The sequence below is a fragment of the Caldisphaera sp. genome (genome assembly GCF_023256325.1).
GTDB lineage: Archaea > Thermoproteota > Thermoprotei_A > Sulfolobales > Acidilobaceae > Caldisphaera.
Genome location: NZ_JAGDXI010000033.1, coordinates 28,047 through 45,958, shown reverse-complemented (window position 1 = coordinate 45,958; position 17,912 = coordinate 28,047). Strand labels below are relative to the sequence as shown.

Annotated in this window: 17 protein-coding genes; 14 read left to right on the top strand and 3 right to left on the bottom strand. The window is 31.3% G+C overall.

The window, feature by feature from the left end; all coding sequences use genetic code 11:
* Positions 1–167 precede the first annotated feature (167 nt).
* From Q0C16_RS04705 to Q0C16_RS04695, 3 genes are all read left to right on the top strand, one after another.
* Positions 168–344: a hypothetical protein gene (locus tag Q0C16_RS04705; protein ID WP_292319970.1), complete on the top strand. Its 177-nt coding sequence runs from the start codon at positions 168–170 to the stop codon at positions 342–344.
* Positions 345–410: 66 nt separating this feature from the next.
* Complete coding sequence (locus Q0C16_RS04700; RefSeq protein ID WP_292319975.1) at positions 411–1,742, top strand: alkaline phosphatase family protein; 1,332 nt, start codon at positions 411–413, stop codon at positions 1,740–1,742.
* Between the two features lie 53 nt (positions 1,743–1,795).
* Positions 1,796–2,812 carry a glycosyl transferase family 4 gene (locus Q0C16_RS04695; protein WP_292319968.1) on the top strand — a complete coding sequence of 339 codons (1,017 nt, stop codon included), beginning with the start codon at positions 1,796–1,798 and terminating at the stop codon, positions 2,810–2,812.
* Here the strand turns inward: Q0C16_RS04695 and Q0C16_RS04690 are convergent.
* Positions 2,801–3,502: a GNAT family N-acetyltransferase gene (locus Q0C16_RS04690; protein ID WP_292319967.1), complete on the bottom strand. Its 702-nt coding sequence runs from the start codon at positions 3,500–3,502 to the stop codon at positions 2,801–2,803. The two genes, Q0C16_RS04695 and Q0C16_RS04690, sit on opposite strands and share 12 nt — an antisense overlap.
* A 59-nt stretch (positions 3,503–3,561) precedes the next feature.
* Between Q0C16_RS04690 and Q0C16_RS04685 the strand changes: the two genes are divergently transcribed.
* Complete coding sequence (locus tag Q0C16_RS04685; protein WP_292319965.1) at positions 3,562–3,834, top strand: hypothetical protein; 273 nt, start codon at positions 3,562–3,564, stop codon at positions 3,832–3,834.
* A 14-nt stretch (positions 3,835–3,848) separates the two neighbouring features.
* Here the strand turns inward: Q0C16_RS04685 and Q0C16_RS04680 are convergent, their stop codons facing one another.
* Positions 3,849–4,766 carry an NAD-dependent epimerase/dehydratase family protein gene (locus Q0C16_RS04680; protein WP_292319963.1) on the bottom strand — a complete coding sequence of 306 codons (918 nt, stop codon included), beginning with the start codon at positions 4,764–4,766 and terminating at the stop codon, positions 3,849–3,851.
* Between the two features lie 68 nt (positions 4,767–4,834).
* Here Q0C16_RS04680 and Q0C16_RS04675 point away from each other — a divergent pair, with 68 nt between their 5' ends.
* The 10 genes from Q0C16_RS04675 to Q0C16_RS04630 all read left to right on the top strand — a co-directional run bounded on the left by Q0C16_RS04675 (position 4,835) and on the right by Q0C16_RS04630 (position 17,334).
* On the top strand, positions 4,835–5,773 hold the full coding sequence (locus Q0C16_RS04675; protein ID WP_292319961.1) for an ABC transporter ATP-binding protein: 939 nt from the start codon (positions 4,835–4,837) through the stop codon (positions 5,771–5,773).
* Positions 5,774–7,435, top strand: coding sequence for an ABC transporter permease subunit (locus Q0C16_RS04670; RefSeq protein ID WP_292319959.1), 1,662 nt, complete (start codon positions 5,774–5,776; stop codon positions 7,433–7,435).
* A 70-nt stretch (positions 7,436–7,505) separates the two neighbouring features.
* Positions 7,506–8,954: an extracellular solute-binding protein gene (locus tag Q0C16_RS04665; protein ID WP_292319957.1), complete on the top strand. Its 1,449-nt coding sequence runs from the start codon at positions 7,506–7,508 to the stop codon at positions 8,952–8,954.
* Positions 8,955–9,107: 153 nt separating this feature from the next.
* Positions 9,108–11,702, top strand: a complete 2,595-nt coding sequence (locus tag Q0C16_RS04660; protein WP_292319974.1) for an ABC transporter substrate-binding protein — start codon at positions 9,108–9,110, stop codon at positions 11,700–11,702.
* 73 nt (positions 11,703–11,775) lie between these two features.
* Entirely contained in the window at positions 11,776–12,837 is a 1,062-nt protein-coding gene (locus tag Q0C16_RS04655) for an ABC transporter permease (protein WP_367117909.1), read from the top strand.
* Between the two features lies 1 nt (position 12,838).
* Positions 12,839–14,185: an ABC transporter permease gene (locus Q0C16_RS04650; RefSeq protein WP_292319953.1), complete on the top strand. Its 1,347-nt coding sequence runs from the start codon at positions 12,839–12,841 to the stop codon at positions 14,183–14,185.
* 1 nt (position 14,186) lies between these two features.
* Complete coding sequence (locus tag Q0C16_RS04645; protein WP_292319951.1) at positions 14,187–15,128, top strand: ABC transporter ATP-binding protein; 942 nt, start codon at positions 14,187–14,189, stop codon at positions 15,126–15,128.
* Complete coding sequence (locus Q0C16_RS04640; protein ID WP_292319950.1) at positions 15,106–16,098, top strand: ABC transporter ATP-binding protein; 993 nt, start codon at positions 15,106–15,108, stop codon at positions 16,096–16,098. The genes Q0C16_RS04645 and Q0C16_RS04640 overlap by 23 nt, the downstream gene beginning before the upstream one ends.
* 10 nt (positions 16,099–16,108) lie before the next feature.
* Positions 16,109–16,294 carry a hypothetical protein gene (locus Q0C16_RS04635; protein WP_292319949.1) on the top strand — a complete coding sequence of 62 codons (186 nt, stop codon included), beginning with the start codon at positions 16,109–16,111 and terminating at the stop codon, positions 16,292–16,294.
* Positions 16,295–16,353: 59 nt separating this feature from the next.
* Positions 16,354–17,334 (top strand): Gfo/Idh/MocA family oxidoreductase, encoded by a 981-nt coding sequence (locus tag Q0C16_RS04630; RefSeq protein ID WP_292319947.1) that lies wholly within the window; start codon positions 16,354–16,356, stop codon positions 17,332–17,334.
* Between the two features lie 185 nt (positions 17,335–17,519).
* Here the strand turns inward: Q0C16_RS04630 and Q0C16_RS04625 are convergent, their stop codons facing one another.
* Complete coding sequence (locus Q0C16_RS04625; RefSeq protein ID WP_292319945.1) at positions 17,520–17,876, bottom strand: transcriptional regulator; 357 nt, start codon at positions 17,874–17,876, stop codon at positions 17,520–17,522.
* Positions 17,877–17,912 lie beyond the last annotated feature (36 nt).

Below are 17,912 nucleotides of genomic sequence, written 5' to 3'. Positions count from 1 at the left end.
TTAGTGTAGCTGTATCATCAATAAATTCAACGGTCTCAAGCCTGAGCAAACAACTGTCTTCATTAAGCAATACAGTCTCAAGCATGAGCAGTTCACTATCATCTCTTAGCACAACAGTCTCATCTCTTAGCACAACAGTCTCATCTCTTAGCACAACAGTCTCAAGCATGAGCAGTTCACTATCATCATTAAGCTCATTACCAAGTACTGTATCATCCGTTAGTTCAACTGTATCAACTGCATCTAGTAGAGCTCAGAGTGCTGAATATTACGCATTGGGTGCACTAGTATTAGCAGTGATAGTATTAATTGTAGTAGCATATATGGCCTTTGCTAAAATGTAAACCTAAATTCAAATATATTTTTTATTTTTTTCTTTCCATTTGTTTTTGGTGTGTAGATTGAGAAAAGTGTTTGTCTTGGGTTTAGATTCATTACCACCTAAAGTTTTATACGAAAACTATGGAGAAGGTTTAGATTCTATTAGGCAATTAACAAATGAATCTCAAAATTATTTGATGAAAACCTGCCACCCGCCGATAACTGTACCTGCATGGATATCAATGTTTACAGGGAAAACACCTGGTGAATTAGGAATTTATGGTTTTAGGCATAGGAAGCCTGGTACTTTTGATTCTTATGTAGTTAATTCTAATGACGTTAAAGAAAAGACTATATGGGATGAATTAGCTAAGTTTAACATTAAAACAGGATTATTTGGAGTTCCTCCAACTTATCCTCCTAAACCAATGAATGGCTTTATGGTTACAGATTTCAATACTCCTGGTAAAGAAAAACCTTACACTTTTCCACCATGGTTAAAAAATGAAATTGAAAATAAAATTGGGGAATCTCCAATATTCGATGTAGTATATAGGACTGAAGATAGAGATAAAGCATATTCTGATCTGATGGAAATGATAGATAATCATCAAAAAATCCTTAACTATTTAGTAAAAAAAGCATGGGATCTATTTATTTATGTTGAAATAGGAGTTGATAGAGCTCATCATATGTTTTGGAAATATTTTGATAATACCCATCCAAGGTATGAATATAATGAAAAGTTCAGTAAAGCAATTCCAAATGTTTACAGAAAGATTGATAATTGGTTTTCTAAGTTAATTAAGGAACTACCAAAAGATACAATTTATGTTATTGTAAGCGATCATGGAACAAAAAGCATGAAGGGCTCTTATCCTATAAATCAGTGGTTAATGCAGCAAGGCTTTTTAAAAATTAAAAATGAGACAAAAGAAGGAGAAGATTTATTACCTGATAATATAAATTGGAATGAGACAAAAGTTTGGGCATGGGGAGGTTATTATTCTCGCTTTTTCTTTAATATTAAAGGAAGAGAACCTAAAGGAATTTTAGAAAAAGAAGAGATAGAAGGTTTAATAAAGGATTTGAAAAACTCTATATCAAAAATTAAAGGACCTAATAATGAGCAGTGGAAGAATGAAGCCTATACCCCTCAAGAAATTTATCCAGAAATAAAAGGGGATGCACCAGATTTAACAGTTTATTTAGATGATTTGAATTGGAGGCCAATAGGTACAATAGGTTACAAGAGCATGTATTTAGAGAAAAATGATAAAGGGCCAGATGATTCTATGCATGATTGGTATGGTGTGTTTTCTATTTATGATCCAGAAGGAACAATAGAAAAAGGTAATAAAGGTGTTATAGAGATAAATAAAATCAAAAATGTTTTAGAGCAATTAATTTTAGGAAAGTGATTGTTAACTGGGGGGTTAACAATTAGCTTAAATTTGACTCTATTTTTATTTATATGGGAGAAAATTTGATAGGTATACCATTAGCAATAACATCATCTATTGTATCTTTTATTTCAGCATTATTTATAATAAGGTCATGGATTAGTGTTGCTAAAAGAGAGGGATTAGTTGGTAAAGATATAAATAAAGCCGATAAACGTGAAGTTGCGGAAGCTGGTGGAATATGGGTTGTTATATCATCAATATTTGGCCTCTTATTATTTGAAGCAGTTTATGTTTTTACACAAAACAAATATTTTTATTTGCTTTATTTTTACTCAATAATTACTTTACTGATTTTATCTTCTTTTTTAGGCTTTATGGATGACATTTTGGGATGGAAAAAAGGGGTACCTCAATGGATAAGAATACTAGCTATGGTACCAATAGCTTTACCATTGATGATCGCTAAATATAACTCTTACATATTATCTATACCATTTTTTAACAAAATTTATTTAGGTATTTTATATCCTTTAATTATTATACCTATAGGAGTTTTAGGTGCTAGTAATGCTTATAACATGATAGCAGGTTATAATGGTTTGGAAGCCGGTAATGCTATAATTCTTTTAACATTTACAATGATTTTCGGTTTAATTAAGGGAATAGAAATTGTAGTATATGTTAGCATAATTTTAATGGGGGCTTTGATTGCTTTCTTGATTTATAATTGGTATCCAGCAAAGGTATTCCCTGGTAATACTTTTACATATGCTATAGGAGCGTTATATGCAGGTTTAATAATATTAGGTGATATACCCAAGTTTGGCTTAACAATGTTTTTCCTATATTACATAGAACTAATTTTATTTATTAGGGGTCTTTTCCATGGAGTTTATAAAGAAAACTTTGGGAAAGTTGAAGGTAACTCTTTAATGCCGCCATATGAAAGGTCTTATAGTATTACGCATTTAGCTATAAAGGCTTTAATAAAGATAAGAGGTAAAGCAACAGAAAGGGGTGTAGTAATTTTTATTTTTATACTTCAAATCATTGTTGGTATAATTTCCTTATTTTTATACATTTAATTTTAATTCAAAAACTATGAAACCTTCTGAATTTGAAGTAAAATTCTTGCTCATATGTCTTATATTTTCCAAATATCCATTAACTAAAAATGGAGGATTCGTTTCTAATATTGTTAATTCGCCATTTGAATATATTTTTCCAGAATATTTGGTTATAGGATACCAAACCCAATCGTTAACAAATCCTTTAACATTTTTCAAATTAGCTTTAACTTCTTTTAGTTTAAATTCGTTTATTAATTCTTTAATGTCATATACCTTGCCATCTATAAAATAAAACATATCTATTTCTTTAAATCCAAGAGCTTTAGCAAGTTGCACTGATGGAACATTTTTCTCATTAGCTGCTAACCTGAATATTTTCTTTGGACTTAATTCCATAGCTTTTTTAGCTAATGCCTTTCCAACACCTTTCCTTCTTATTTCTTGTTTAACTCTTATTCCCTCGAACCATGTAAAGTCTTCGAATATTCTTGCATGTATTATACCAAGAATTTCACCATCACTAACAGCTTTTATAAAAAGACCTTCTTTTACCCATTTGTCAAAGTATTCAGGTATATAATCTCCCCACATCCAAGTATTTTCAGTAAGCTTATTTATCTTATCCCTGTCTTCTGGTACTACCTTTTCAAATCTTAATGCTTGGAACAATTTTACCCCCATTTTAATGTATACTAACCTGTTCAAATATTTATATGAGAAAAGTTTATAAGTTTCGTATCGAATAATAGATACGGGTGAGTAGAATGGGTTGGGGTAGAAACAACTGTTGGTACCCAGGAAATATTAATATATATCCGGGAAATGGGCCCTTCAATTATTTACCTCCATGGGAAAGGCCAGGATTTTACTTAAGGTACGGATATGTTCCAGCAATGTTTCAAGGTCTTCAAATATCAAAGGAAGATAAAATATTATGGCTTGAAAGCCTTAAGAGTAATTTAGAAAATGCAAAAAGCAACATAGAAAAGCAATTAAATGAAATTAATAATTTAATAGAAAGCTTAAAGAAAAGCTAAAAATAATATGCTAATCAAATCTTTGAATAAATATAATTAATTGTTTTTTTTAAACCTTCTTCTAAGCTGTAAACAGGTTCCCAATTAAGTTCTTTTTTTGCTTTTTCAATCTTTGCCACACTTTTCTTAATATCGTTTTTCCTAGGTTCATCATATATAGGTTCTTTATATTTACCTATAATTTTTTCTATAACATCTAATAATTCTTTTATTGTTATTTCTTTACCAGTACCGATATTATAAATACCGCTTGCCTTAAATTTAATTGCATTGATAAATGCGTTTGTAACATCTTTTACATATATGAAATCCCTTGTGTTTTTACCATCGCCATGAATTATTGGAGTTTCATTTTTTAATAGCTTTTCAATAAATATTTGTATAACTCCAGCATATGGCCCTTTTTTCATTTTAGGCCCATAAACATTGAAAAGACGTAAGGCAGAACCTTTTAATCCATATTCTTTTATATAAGATAAAAGCATTTCTTCTCCCATTAACTTGGTGAATCCATATAGATTAATCGGTTTTTTTTCATCGTCTTCATCTATTGGCATTTTTTCTTTTTCTCCATAAACTGCTGCGCTGCTCGCTATAGTTATGTATGCATCTAACTTTCTCGCTAACTCCAATACGTTTGATGTTCCGTTAACATTTACTTCTATTCCCCTTATAGGGTTTTCTCTCACTTCATCAACACTTACAATAGCAGCTAAATGGATTATACTAACTTCTTCTCCTTTGAATTTCTCTAAAAATTCTATTTCCTTGTATTTTGAAACATCGCTAATAATTAACTTAGCCCTTCCGTTTATATTATATCTTGATCCAGATGATAAGTTATCTATTATAATAGCATCATTATCATCTTTTAATATATCCTCTATTAAATTACTCCCTATGAATCCAGCTCCTCCAGTAACTATTATCATTTTCTCCCCTGATTAAGTGTAATGAAAAATCTTTAAACTCTTTTATAAATTAAAAACAGGGAAAAGTATTGAGCGTCTCTATAAAGGCTTTAGAAAAAAGCTATCAAAAAAATAAGGTACTAAAAGGAATAAACTTGGAAATTGAAAAAGGCGAACTATTTGTTATATTAGGTTTTTCTGGTTCGGGTAAAACAACTCTTTTAAGATGTATAGCAGGATTAGAAGAAATAGATTCCGGCAAAATATTTATCGATAATGAAGATGTAACTAATTTGCATCCATCCAAAAGAGGAGTAGCCATGGTTTTTCAGAACTATGTTTTATATCCCCATAAAACTGTTTATGAAAATCTCCTTATGCCTGTAGAAGATAAGAAGGATGCAAAAATAAAAATAGATGAAATAAGTAAAGCCTTAGGCATTGGAGATCTTTTAAATAGGTATCCATCTCAATTATCTGGTGGACAACAGCAGAGAGTTGCATTAGCGAGAGCATTAATAAAAAATCCCAAAGTTTTGTTATTAGATGAACCTTTAAGTAACATAGATGCTCCCCAAAGGATATCTGCAAGGAGATTTATTAAGGATTTGCAAAGAAAAGAAAGCATAACAACTATATATGTAACTCATGATCAAATTGAAGCTATGGCATTAGCTGATAGAATAGCTGTTATGAAGGACGGAAAGATATTGCAAGTAGGAACCCCTGAAGAGGTATATAATGAGCCAAAAGATGAATTTGTTGCTTCTTTTATTGGTGACCCTCCAATGCTTATTCTAGATGGGAATTTATTTAATGTACATGGAAAAATAGGCTTAAGGGTTGAAGATATCGAAATAGATACCCATGGTAAATATGAAGGGGAAGTTATAGATGTTGAATTTATTAATGGAAAATATTTAATATATGTAAGATATAATAACAAAGAAATAAGGGGATATTCTGATAGAAAATTCAATGAAGGTGAAAAAGTTAAATTTTCCATAAAGAAATATAGGGTGTTTTAGTTGAAATACTCTGCGCCTTATTTAATTTATATAACAGCTTTAGGAATAATTCCTTTTGTAGCAACTTTTTACATAGCTGGCATAGCTAGTCATCAAGTTATTTTGATATACAAATTATATCCTATAATAGAAATAATTGACAACACCTTTGTATATACTATTGGTGTTTCATTTTTAACTACATTGTTAGGATTACTAGCTGCGATAGCTATAGATTCAATTGATAATAGAAGGGTTCAATTATTATTATCATTTATGGTTATGCTACCCTATACAATACCTTTTACTTCTTCTGCTCTTATTTGGAGTATAAGCTTTTATGGTCCATACGGTTGGTTTACTTATTTGCTTGGAATTAAATATGATCCTTTGTTAATTTCAAGAACAGCAATGCTCAGCGTTATATTAGTAAGCGTTTGGGCAGGAATACCAATGTCTTTTTTGATAATTTTTTCGTCGTTAAAATCTATAGGAAGGGAAATAAAAGAAAATGCATTGATGGATGGAATCCCTAAATCTGAATACTATTCTAGAATAGCAATACCTTTAATAGGAAAAGCTATTCTAATTGTTTTTCTATTGCAATTTGTTTTTTCTCTAGGTGCGTTTGACACACCATATATATTGACAGGTGGTGGCCCATTATTTTCGACTACAACCCTTGGTTTAGCTGTTTATACGATATCGTTTAAATCTTCATTAAGAAATGCTCTTGCCGGAGGTGCATTTTCTGCAGCCATTTTATCTATTATTGCTACGGTTCCAGCATTATTATATGTGAAAGCACTAAAAACGCAAAAGGTTATATTTCCATCATTTAAATTAAGGCTAAATAATAAAATTATGTTAGCTTTGGTTTCAATATTTTTAATACTTTTGCTTTTCTTTTTAGACTTTCCAATTTATTATATGTTTCTATCAGCTTTTAGAAGTCCTGAGTTAGATTTTACAACACCTCCGATACTTATACCAAAAGGGTTAACTTCTACATATTTTATCCAGGCATTATATGAGTCTATACCTTATTTAATAACAACTGTAGTTATAAGCATTATTGGCCCACTTATTTCAATATTTTTAGCAGCTCCTGCATCTTATGAAATATCTAGAGGGAAAAACGCTTGGATTTTACCATTATCTATGTATTTGTATTCTTTACCTGTTATGGCCTTTATAATACCGATTTACATATTTGTTGCTAAAATAAATATATTAAATACATGGTGGGCATTAATTTTAGCAATGCCTTTATATGGAGCATTGTATGCATTATGGCTAATGTATAATTACTTTATGCTCTTGCCAAAATTTTATGATGAGACCGCTGAACTATTTAACATAAAAAGGAAGTTTACAAGAATTATAATGCCATTAAGTAGGCCTGTTTTATTTTCTACGCTTCTCTTATTAATAATAGGTACATGGCATGCTCTTTTTGTACCTTTAGTTTTATCTGAAACTCCCTATAATTTTTCTTTTCCACCTAAAGGAGCGCAAACTCTTTCTATATTTGCTTTACTTGCTATAGGAGATATTGGTGTTAATTGGGCTTTGTTAGCTGCTTCAGCTGTTGTTACAGCTCTTCCAGTAATGATACTTTCATTAATTACAATAACAAGGGTACTAAAGGGATCATATAGTGGAGGAATAAAGTTTATTTAGATAAACAATATGTATTTAAAAATAATATATGTTTTTATATTAATTTGATTAAAAATAATGTGGTGAGAATTTGTCTAAAAGATATAATGACAGTATATCTTCTAAAATGATAGCGGGCATTATTGTTATTGTTATAGTTATAATAGTTGTAGGGGTTGTTTCGTATAACTATTATAGAGAATCTATTAAAACAACCACTACACTCATAACAAATTCTTCATTACAACCTCAAACAATAACTGTTGTTATGTATAGCGGTGGGGGGGCCAACTTTTTAAATAAAACAGTTATACCTATGTTTGAAAAAGAATATCCAAACATTAAAGTAAATTTAGTTACCTATCCGTATAGTCAATATTTTTCAGCAATTTCTACTGCATTTCAAGCAGGTTCTAATCAATATGATATAGTTTTATATACACATGGAACAGCATATCAATTTTGGCCTTATTTGATCCCTTTAAATAATTCTGGCATTAACCAAAGTGATATATTACAAGGCGCGGAAGCCGATGGAGGTATTTATTATAACAAGACATCAAATCAATATGAAATTGTAGGAGAACTTTTTGGGTCAAGCTTTTATATATTTGCCTATAATACAAAGTTATTTAATAACACTTTATTACAGCAAGAGTTTTATAATGAATATCATTTTAGTTTAAACCCGTGGACTTGGAATAACTGGACCCAAGTAATTGATGCTGATCAATTCTTTGTCTCCCATAACATAACAAAGTATGGTTTCTTAATAGCTGATAGCGCTAGCGATAAAGATATAGATTATTCATTTCCGGCTGTATATTATTGGTTCTATGAGCATAACGAAACTGTTAATGGAGGTACATCAGCTGGTATCCCCGGTTGGGGAATTTATTTTTATGGATATATGAGCTCAAATAGTAAATATCCACAAATAGCATTAAACACAAGTGTTGGAATAGAAGCATTAGAAACATATAAGGAATTAATAAGCTATGAACCAAACCCATTACAGCTTCCTATAACCTATGATAATTTACCTGATATTTTGGGTGAAAATGTTTCTCCAGGTGCTTTTATGTGGAATTCTCAAATAGATGCTGTCCCAAGTAACGTAAGTAAATATATAGCATTTGCACCATTGCCTGGAGGATATGCCGAGCCAGGGCCTACATTTTTAGGTATAAGTAAATATTCGACTCATGTGAAAGCTGCAGAGCTTTTCTTACAATTTTTAACATCGCCACAAGTTCAAGTTTTATCTTCTGTTCCAGTTTCAAAGCAGGCATTTAATATGCTAATATCAAACAAATCTTTGCCTTTGCTAGTAAGGGAAAGATATAATGCTACTCTTATAGCATCTCAAAAAGCATATGCAGGTGTTGGTACAGGTGTGCCATCTCAAATTCCAACTTTGTCTACGTATTTAGACAATGGAATATTTTCTTATATAACAAATCAATCTAATAATGCTCAGGAAATTATGAATTCTGTAGTTCAAAAATGGATTGATGCATTAAATGCATATATTTCTTAAATTTATTAATATTTTAAATAAAATCTAAATTAATTAATTTTATTAGTATAAAACGATAGATATTTAAACCCAGAAGATATAAGGTAAAAAAGGATATATTAAGGAGGCGTAGTTTTAGTGAGAAGAATTTACATAGGTGTTTTGTTGGCGATAATGTTAATTAGTTTTGTATTTCCATTTGCATACAACAATGCTAAAGCTGATACAACTCAATATCCTAGACTAAATCAAATAACCTTCATATCATATAACGGAAATGACTTAAACGGCATAGAAGCCTTTACGAGTGGTGCTATAAGCATGTATACTTTTCCAATTCCACCCAATAAAATAACTAGTCTACCTTCAAATTATAGCACTTATATAATGCCAATAGCATTTTATGATGTTTTATTAAATCCATTAAATACATCTTTTGGATTCAATCCGTTTATGTTCCAACCGGTTAGGTATGCAATGAACTATATAGTTGATAGGAGCTATTTTGTGAATAATATATTGGGCGGTTATGGAACACCAACTTATGGACCTTATGCAGGACAATTTGAAGGTCTAATGACTTCAAATGCTTCTGCACCATATATAGATATACATTATAATTTAACTTATGCTAATCAAACTATATACAATACGCTGATTAAACACGGGGCTCAATACATAAACGGTAAATGGTATTATAACGGAAAACCAATAACAATTTATTTCTTTGTTAGAACAGATACAATAGTTAGACAAGAATATGCAAAGTTTTTAGAGTCACAATTACAGCAATTAGGCTTTACTATACAGGAAGTTAGCGGTAACTTACAAAAACAAAATACTGTAATATATGGATCTGATCCACACAATTCTACCTGGAATATAGCTATAGAATCTTGGTCAGGAGGATATAGCTATTATGATTATGGATTGCCTATAGAATTTCTGGCACCATTATTCGGAGCAGTTCCTGCTACAAGTAACATAAGTTTAACTTTTGGAGCATATAATGATAGTATGTACGAAACTCCAGATTTGTTTAATACAATGTCTAAATTAGATGCAATATCATTACAATTGTATTTCACTCAATTTAATACATCTAAACAATATTATAATTTATTAAGCCAGCTAGTGTCTTTAGGTATAAATGATTCAATTAGAGTATTTGTGGCAGAATCACAAATACCGATTTATGGAAGCTCTATATTGCAAGGAGTTTTACCATCAGTTTCCTATGGTAGCGTATTAAACACTCCAAATTATATGACTATGTCTACTCCTACTGGAATTACAACAATAGGCGTTAGATATTTATCTCAAGGATCAATGAATCCAGGTCTTGGATTTACAGATGCCTATTCTGTTGATTTAGCATATTCATTGATTTATCCATTAAGCGAAGCGGGTCCAAACGGGTATTCAGTACCAACAGGAGTAATACTAAAGGTTGTAAATGAGTCAAATGTATCAAATATACCTGTTCCCACTAATGCCATAACGTTTAATACTAGCACGTTACAAGTTCAGTACGTTGAACCAAATACAACGGCAGAACTAAGTGTAATAGCTAACTTTGCTCCGCTAATGAATAATGATAAATTTGCAGACAACCAAAGCATAACTTTAGCTGATATAATAAACATATATCTTGAGGCTCAAAAAATGCTATCTCCAAGCAGCTCAATAAGCGATCCTGCCGTAGAGAGCTTTTATTCATTTGCTATGTATCCATCAGTAATAGGATTCAAAATAATAAATTCTACAACTATACAGATATGGGGTGATGTAAAGTTCTTTGATCCATTATATGCAGCTGAAACTTTATTAGGTGACTTCTTACCCTTAGGAGGTTATAGCCCTGCAGAGTTCTTCCCGTGGCAAGAATATTCTGCAATGAATTGGGTCGTATCACATGGATTAGCTGCATGGGATGACTCTACTGCAACTGCAAAAGGTATAGATTGGTTAAGCATAGTTAGTCCAAAAGACGTAGGATATATGATGCAGGCTTTGAATAATTATTCATCAACAGGTTACATACCTCAAGATCTAATGGAGGTTCAAAAATTAAGCGGTTTCAATTTAGTAAATGAAACAACAGCAGTTCAAGGATATAAGAATTTAATTAACTTTATCAATAAATATGGGAATGCTTTTGTGAGTGATGGTCCATTTATATTAACTAGCTATAGCGTTACTTCAGGAGGGGCAGTTGTAGTTAGGAATCCAAACTTCAATTTATCATTACCTAGTATAGTATTCCAGATTCCAATGCTATATACATTAAACTTCCAAGTTCCATCAATAGTTGGGGCAGGGCAAACATTAACAGGTCAAGTATTGCAAACTCCTGATGGATCTAAAGTAACAACTCCTGCACCAAATGTTATAGTTTATGCTCAACTTGTTAATAGTAATGGAGAAGTTGTAAGGGTTTATAACGTTACAACAAATTCCAATGGTCAGTTTTCATTTACCCTACCAACAGGCTTAAATGGTAAATATTATTTAAGAATATTTACATATACGTATCAAAATATAATGATGGATCCCACAGTTTATACATTATTAGTAGTTCCTTCGATAACAACCACAACATCTACAACATCAACCACAACCTCAACAACATCTACAACATCAACCACAACCTCAACAACATCTACAACCACTCCACCGCCATCATCATCAACAGTCACAATAGTAGTTGCAGCAGTTGTAGTCATCATTGTTATAGTTGCAGCAGTTTTATTAATTAGAAGAAGATAACAAATCCATTAAAAAACTTTTTTAACTTTATACCTCTTTTTTATTTTTGGATACAAACCTGGTGTTAAAAGTTATGGGATATAAGTCATACTTAGCTAAAGAAATTATAATTTATATAACAGTATTGATAGCTGCTATGAGTTTGCTATATCTATTAACATATCCCGTAATACAGGAAGTTCTTAAAGCAACAGTGCAAACAGAAGCTGAAGGATTTAAGCAAGCAATATTAAAGCACTCTGCAGGTCACGGTAGTATAAACCTAACAAATATTAACATTTTAGTAAATAAATATAAGGATTCTTTGATGACAGCCTATGGCCTAAACCAACCTCTTTATTTAAGATATTTCATCCAGATGAAAAATCTATTAACATTCAATTTCGGAAATGCATATTTTTTAGAGGCACCTAACGGTAGCCATAAGGTATATGTTATTATTGCAAGTTATTTACCTTACACGATAATATTATTTACTACAGGTACATTAATAGTAATATTTGCAGGTACTTTAATTGGATTGTTATCAGCAAGGTATGCAGGTACAGTATGGGATAAAATAGTTCCAACTATTGCCGTTATACACTCAAGCTTACCTACATGGTGGTTGGGTTTTCTTTTGATAGCCGCATTAGCATATGGTGTAAAAGTTTTCCCTCCAGGAGGAATAACGTCAATTCCTCCTCCTAAAAGTCCACTTATGTATTCTATAAATATGCTTTATCATATGGCGCTTCCTTTATTGGCATTTTTTATAGTCAATGTAGGAGGATTTGCGTATGTTGTAAGAAGCTTAGTCATCAGTACAACAAAGGAAGACTTTGTTATGACTGCAAAGGCCAGAGGATTAAGCGATTCAAGGATATTATATAGGCATATACTAAGAACTGCGTCACCATCTATATCTACTCAAGTGGCATTAGCTATAGCTGGTTCTTTTGCCGGAGGATTAACAACAGAAATTGTGTTTAACTGGCATGGTGTTGGATGGTTGACATACGTAGCGATATTGCTAAATGATTTGCCTGTAATACTTGGGATTAACTTTGTTTTGACTGTTATTCTTTTGCTGGCTTTATTTATAAATGAATTAGTAAAAGGTTATTTAGATCCAAGAATTAAGGCAGGTGGGTGATATGGCGACAGAAACTGGGATAAAGCTATATGTAAATACAATAATAAAAAATAAGTCAGGCTTGATAGGCTTAATAATGATTATCTTTTTTGTAGCCTTATCTATTTATGCAGTAACCAGTTTTGGAAAAGTGTCTCCACAGTGGGAAAACTCTGTCTATTGGGAAACATACCCAAAAAACGCAATGCCTTATTGGATGTCATATTTTAATCCTTCAAAAATATTTGGAACAAAAACTATATCTACAAGTCCTTTATCTATTTATTCATCAAGCAGTTATGATATATATCAGTTAAATTATAATTTTACTTGGACTAAAGATAAACCCCCAACAGACGTAGTTTTTTATATAGAAACATCTAGCCCTATTCAAGCAATGCAGATATTATGGATAAAACCAGATGGGACTAATATTACTTTAAGCTCAAATTCTCCTACTAGCATTACAGATCTAATAAGTTATTCCAGCTCTATTGGCAATTATATAAGCCAGCAAATAGGTTATGTACCTTCTTCTTCAACGTCACAAACCTATTCTCAAGCCTTATTTGGATATGAAGGAAAAAATTTATTAAACGGTACTGTTGAAAAGGGTTTATATAAGGTTTCAATAACTATCGTTACTTCCCCAAATACTAAAATATTATCAAATAAAATTTACTTAGAAGGCAACGCATATGGATTATTTGGTACAGATATATACGGAAGGCCAATAGATTTAGGTATTCTATTAGGATTCCCAAACGCTTTGGAAATAGGATTGCTCACATCAATAATATCAGTTATAGGTGGAGTTATTGTAGGGGGTATATCAGGCTTTCTTGGAGGTAAAACAGATTCTGCTATGAACTGGATAACTTTGGTGATATTAGTTTTGCCCGCTTTACCGTTTTTAGTTGTCTTATCTTACATTATGAGGCCTAACTTATTTCTAGAAGCATTATTAATAGCATTTTTGTCTTGGCCTTTTTATGCCATAATAGCAAGGAGTTCTGCACAATCAATAAAAAACGAGACGTTTGTAGAGGCTGATAAAGTATTAGGCATACCTTCATATAGGATATTTTTCACTCATTTTCTTCCAAGGTTAACACCATTTGCAATAGCATATACAGCACTAGGTGTGCCTGCTGCTATAATATTGGTTGAGACCCTTGCTTTCTTAGGTCTAACCCCAACGGGTTTAGTAACATGGGGTTCGATTTTAAACAGTGCAGAATCAAATTTGGCAGCTGTAAATGGATGGTGGTGGTGGATTCTCTTCCCAGGCGTTATGATAATTTTGGTTTCTATTCCATTTGTGATGATAGGCTTCTCTATAGAAAAGGCTGTTTTCGGAGGTAAGTAAAATGCCTATATTGTCTGTTAAAGATTTTTCTATACACTTTTATACGCCTAAAGGTGTCAGGAAAGCTGTTGATAAGGTTAATTTAGATTTAAATAAAAAAGAAGTCATAGGAATTGCAGGAGAAAGCGGTTCAGGAAAAAGCACATTAGCAATGGGTATTATGCGTTTAATAACGCCTCCTGGAAAAATTGTTGGAGGCAAGGTATTGTTTAATAATGAGGATATATTATCATACGATGAGGATAAGTTTAACAAGGAAATTAGATGGAAAAAAATATCTATGATATTTCAAGGGTCTATGAACGGTTTTACTCCAGTTTTTAAAATAGGTCAACAAATTGAAGAAGTATTAGAAGTTCATGAATATAAAGGGAATTTTAAAGAAAGAGTTAATGAGCTTTTAAAAATGGTAGAGTTAGATCCTTCAGTATCAGATAAATATCCTCATGAACTATCTGGCGGGATGAGGCAAAGAGCTTTCATTGCTATGGCATTGGCTTTAAATCCTGAGATACTCATTTGTGATGAACCTACAACAGCCTTAGATGTAATAACACAAGCAAAAATAATCAATTTATTAAAAACATTAAAGAAAGAACTTGGCTTATCTATAATTTTTATAACTCATGATTTGGCGCTTCTTTCAGAAATATCTGATAGGCTATATATTATGTATGCAGGAAGCATAATGGAAAGTGGTTATTCATTAGACTTATATAAAAATCCAAAGCATCCATATACTCAGTTATTAATGGATTCTATAGCAGATATTAATAAGGACTATATAAAAGGAATTCCAGGATTTATGCCTGATTTGGCAAACTTACCTAAGGGATGTAGGTTTAGTGATAGGTGTCCATACGCAATGGAAATATGTAAACAGAAAGAACCCGAATTGAAAAGAATAGAAGGTGATAGATATGTCTCATGCTGGCTATATTGATCCCAATGTATTGATACAAACAGAAGGATTGAAGGTATACTTTGTAAGGGGTGGATTTCTGGCTGAAAAACAAATAACCAAAGCAGTTGATGGAGTTAGCATAAAAATTAATAAAGGAGAAGTAATGGCGTTGGTTGGAGAAAGCGGATCAGGTAAAACAACTCTAGGTAGAGCTATGATAGGATTACAAAAGCCAACGGAGGGTAAAATTATATATAATAGGGACAGTAGTCCTGTTGTAATTACTCCTAAAACTAAGATTATAAAACATATAAGAAGAGAACTGCAAATGGTTTATCAAGATCCATATTCATCTATAGATCCTTATATGAAAGTATATGATGCTTTAAGCATGCCATTAAAATATTCTAAAATTAAAGATAAAGAATATATTAATAAAAAGATTGAAGAAGTGCTAAACATGGTAGGCCTTCCACTTGATTTGATAAATAACTATGTCTTTCAACTATCTGGAGGTCAAAGACAAAGGCTTAGTATTGCTAGAGCTTTATCTTTAGACCCTAAATTTTTAGTAGCCGATGAACCAGTTACTATGCTAGATGCCTCACTAAAAGGGGAAATTGTGGATCTATTGAAAAAGATAAATAAGCAAACCGGTATAACCATTTTGTTTATAACACATGAATTGCCAATAGCAAAGATAGTAGCAAACAGGATTTCTGTTATGTATAAAGGAAAGATCGTTGAAAGTGGTAGGGCTCAAACTGTTCTAAAAGACCCTTTACATCCGTATACTAAGGTCTTATTAGAGGCATATCCAAAGATTAATCCAGAGAGTAAAGATACTATAAAAACAATTAATGTAAAAGAAAGTAAGATAGATACTTCTAAAATTCAAGGATGCCCATTTTATGATAGGTGTCCTTTTGCGACTCAAAAGTGTTTAGAAAAGATGCCTGATATTAAATCAATGAGTTCTGATCATGAGGTAGCTTGTTGGTTATATTAGGTGATTTCAAATGAAAAGCTATTTTATAGAAATAATTATTGGCGTTTTGCTTTTGTTTTTTTCTTTCATGTTAACATATATTGGGATGATTTTTAGTAATTTATGGATATTAGTAATAGCCTTATCCATGAGCTTAGCTGGAGCTATGATTGGAATAAGAGGATTATTACATTTTTTATCTAAAGTGTTTAAATGATTTTAGGGCTTAAGAAAAATATTTTAATTTCTTATTGGCAAATAGAATGGGGGACTATTTTGAAAATAGCGGTAGTTGGCAGTAGAGGATTTGGAAGAGTTCATTTATATGCTCTAAATAAATTAAAAGATGAAGGTTACGATTTAAAAATATATGTATTTAGTTCTGATAAAAACGATGCTGATAATTTAGCAAAGGAATTTAAGGCATCTGGTATTTTTACTTCTTATGATGAAGTATTAAACTCTGATGTTGATATCGTTGATTTAATAGTCAGCCATGATGCTCATTTAGACATGAGTATAAAGGCAATGGAGAAGAAGAAGCATGTCCTGCTTGAGAAACCTATAGCAAGGACAGTTGAAGAGGCTAATAAAATAATAGAAAAAGCTAAATCAAGTAGAGTTAAGTTTATGGTGGCTGAGAACTATTATTTTGATACCTCTATAAGAAAAGCAGTCGAAATGATTAAAGAATTAGGCAAAATATATACGATTATTGTAAGGTATACTACTTTTAATCAACCTAGGACTTGGAGAAAAATTAAGACTTCTATGGGGGGAGGATCACTAATAGATGGTGGGATACATTTGGTTGATACTTTACTTAATTTAGGAGGAAGCTATGAAAAAATATGTTCATCAAATTACAAATCGATTGTCGATATGGAAGGAGAAGATACTAGCTTCTCATTAATCAAATTTAAAAATGGGGCTAATGGTTTGCTGATGTTTAGTTGGGGTATGAATAATTCCCCAATGGTTCCTGCTTTTGAAATATATGGAGAAAAAGGAACTATTTATGAAGACCCCTATACTAGAAAAGTTGAAATTTCAGGTAAAACGAGATATGTTAGAAGATATGGAGATCTGATATATAATAATAACAGAATAGAATTACCTGACAGCGATTCAATAAAAGATGAGCTTAAAGGTTTTATTGATTCTATAATAGAAGAAAAAAATGTTCCAATGCCTCCAGAAATAGCTTTAAGAGATCTAAGGGCAGTCTTGGATATATATGAATCCAATTGTTTATGAAAATTTTATCTAGTATTTAAAATAACTTAATTATGTAAGGTTCAAACACTACTTATAATAAAATGAGCTTAAATTCTATAGAACCTAATTAGTAAAAATAATATTTGTTAATTCTAATTTGGATAAAAATGCGTTTATATTTTGAAATAAATATAAGTTGTAGTTAATGGGAAAAATTTTATGGATTAGCTTAATAGCTTTAATATTTTTTCCCTATAAGGCGATTCATTTATGGCATCATTTAAAACTTTTTGATCTCTGGCCTTCATATCTTTTGGCAAACTATTTTGAGCCTGTAATCTCATTGCTATAACTTGTTTTGCCACATTATCTGGTAGAGATGAGATGATTTTTAAGTTTATTTTACAAACGTTTTTATATTGAATATCGTTTGCATTTTTCTGCAATTCTTTTAAAAAATCAGTTAAAGCGTTAACTACTTCTTCTTGTTTTAATCCCAATAATGAAGAAAATACATTTTTTAAGACTTCTTCTTTTTTATCATCAGGAGAGGACAATAAACCTTTAACATCTAAAGACATGAATATCACCTATTCTATAATATGTTTTATAGATTA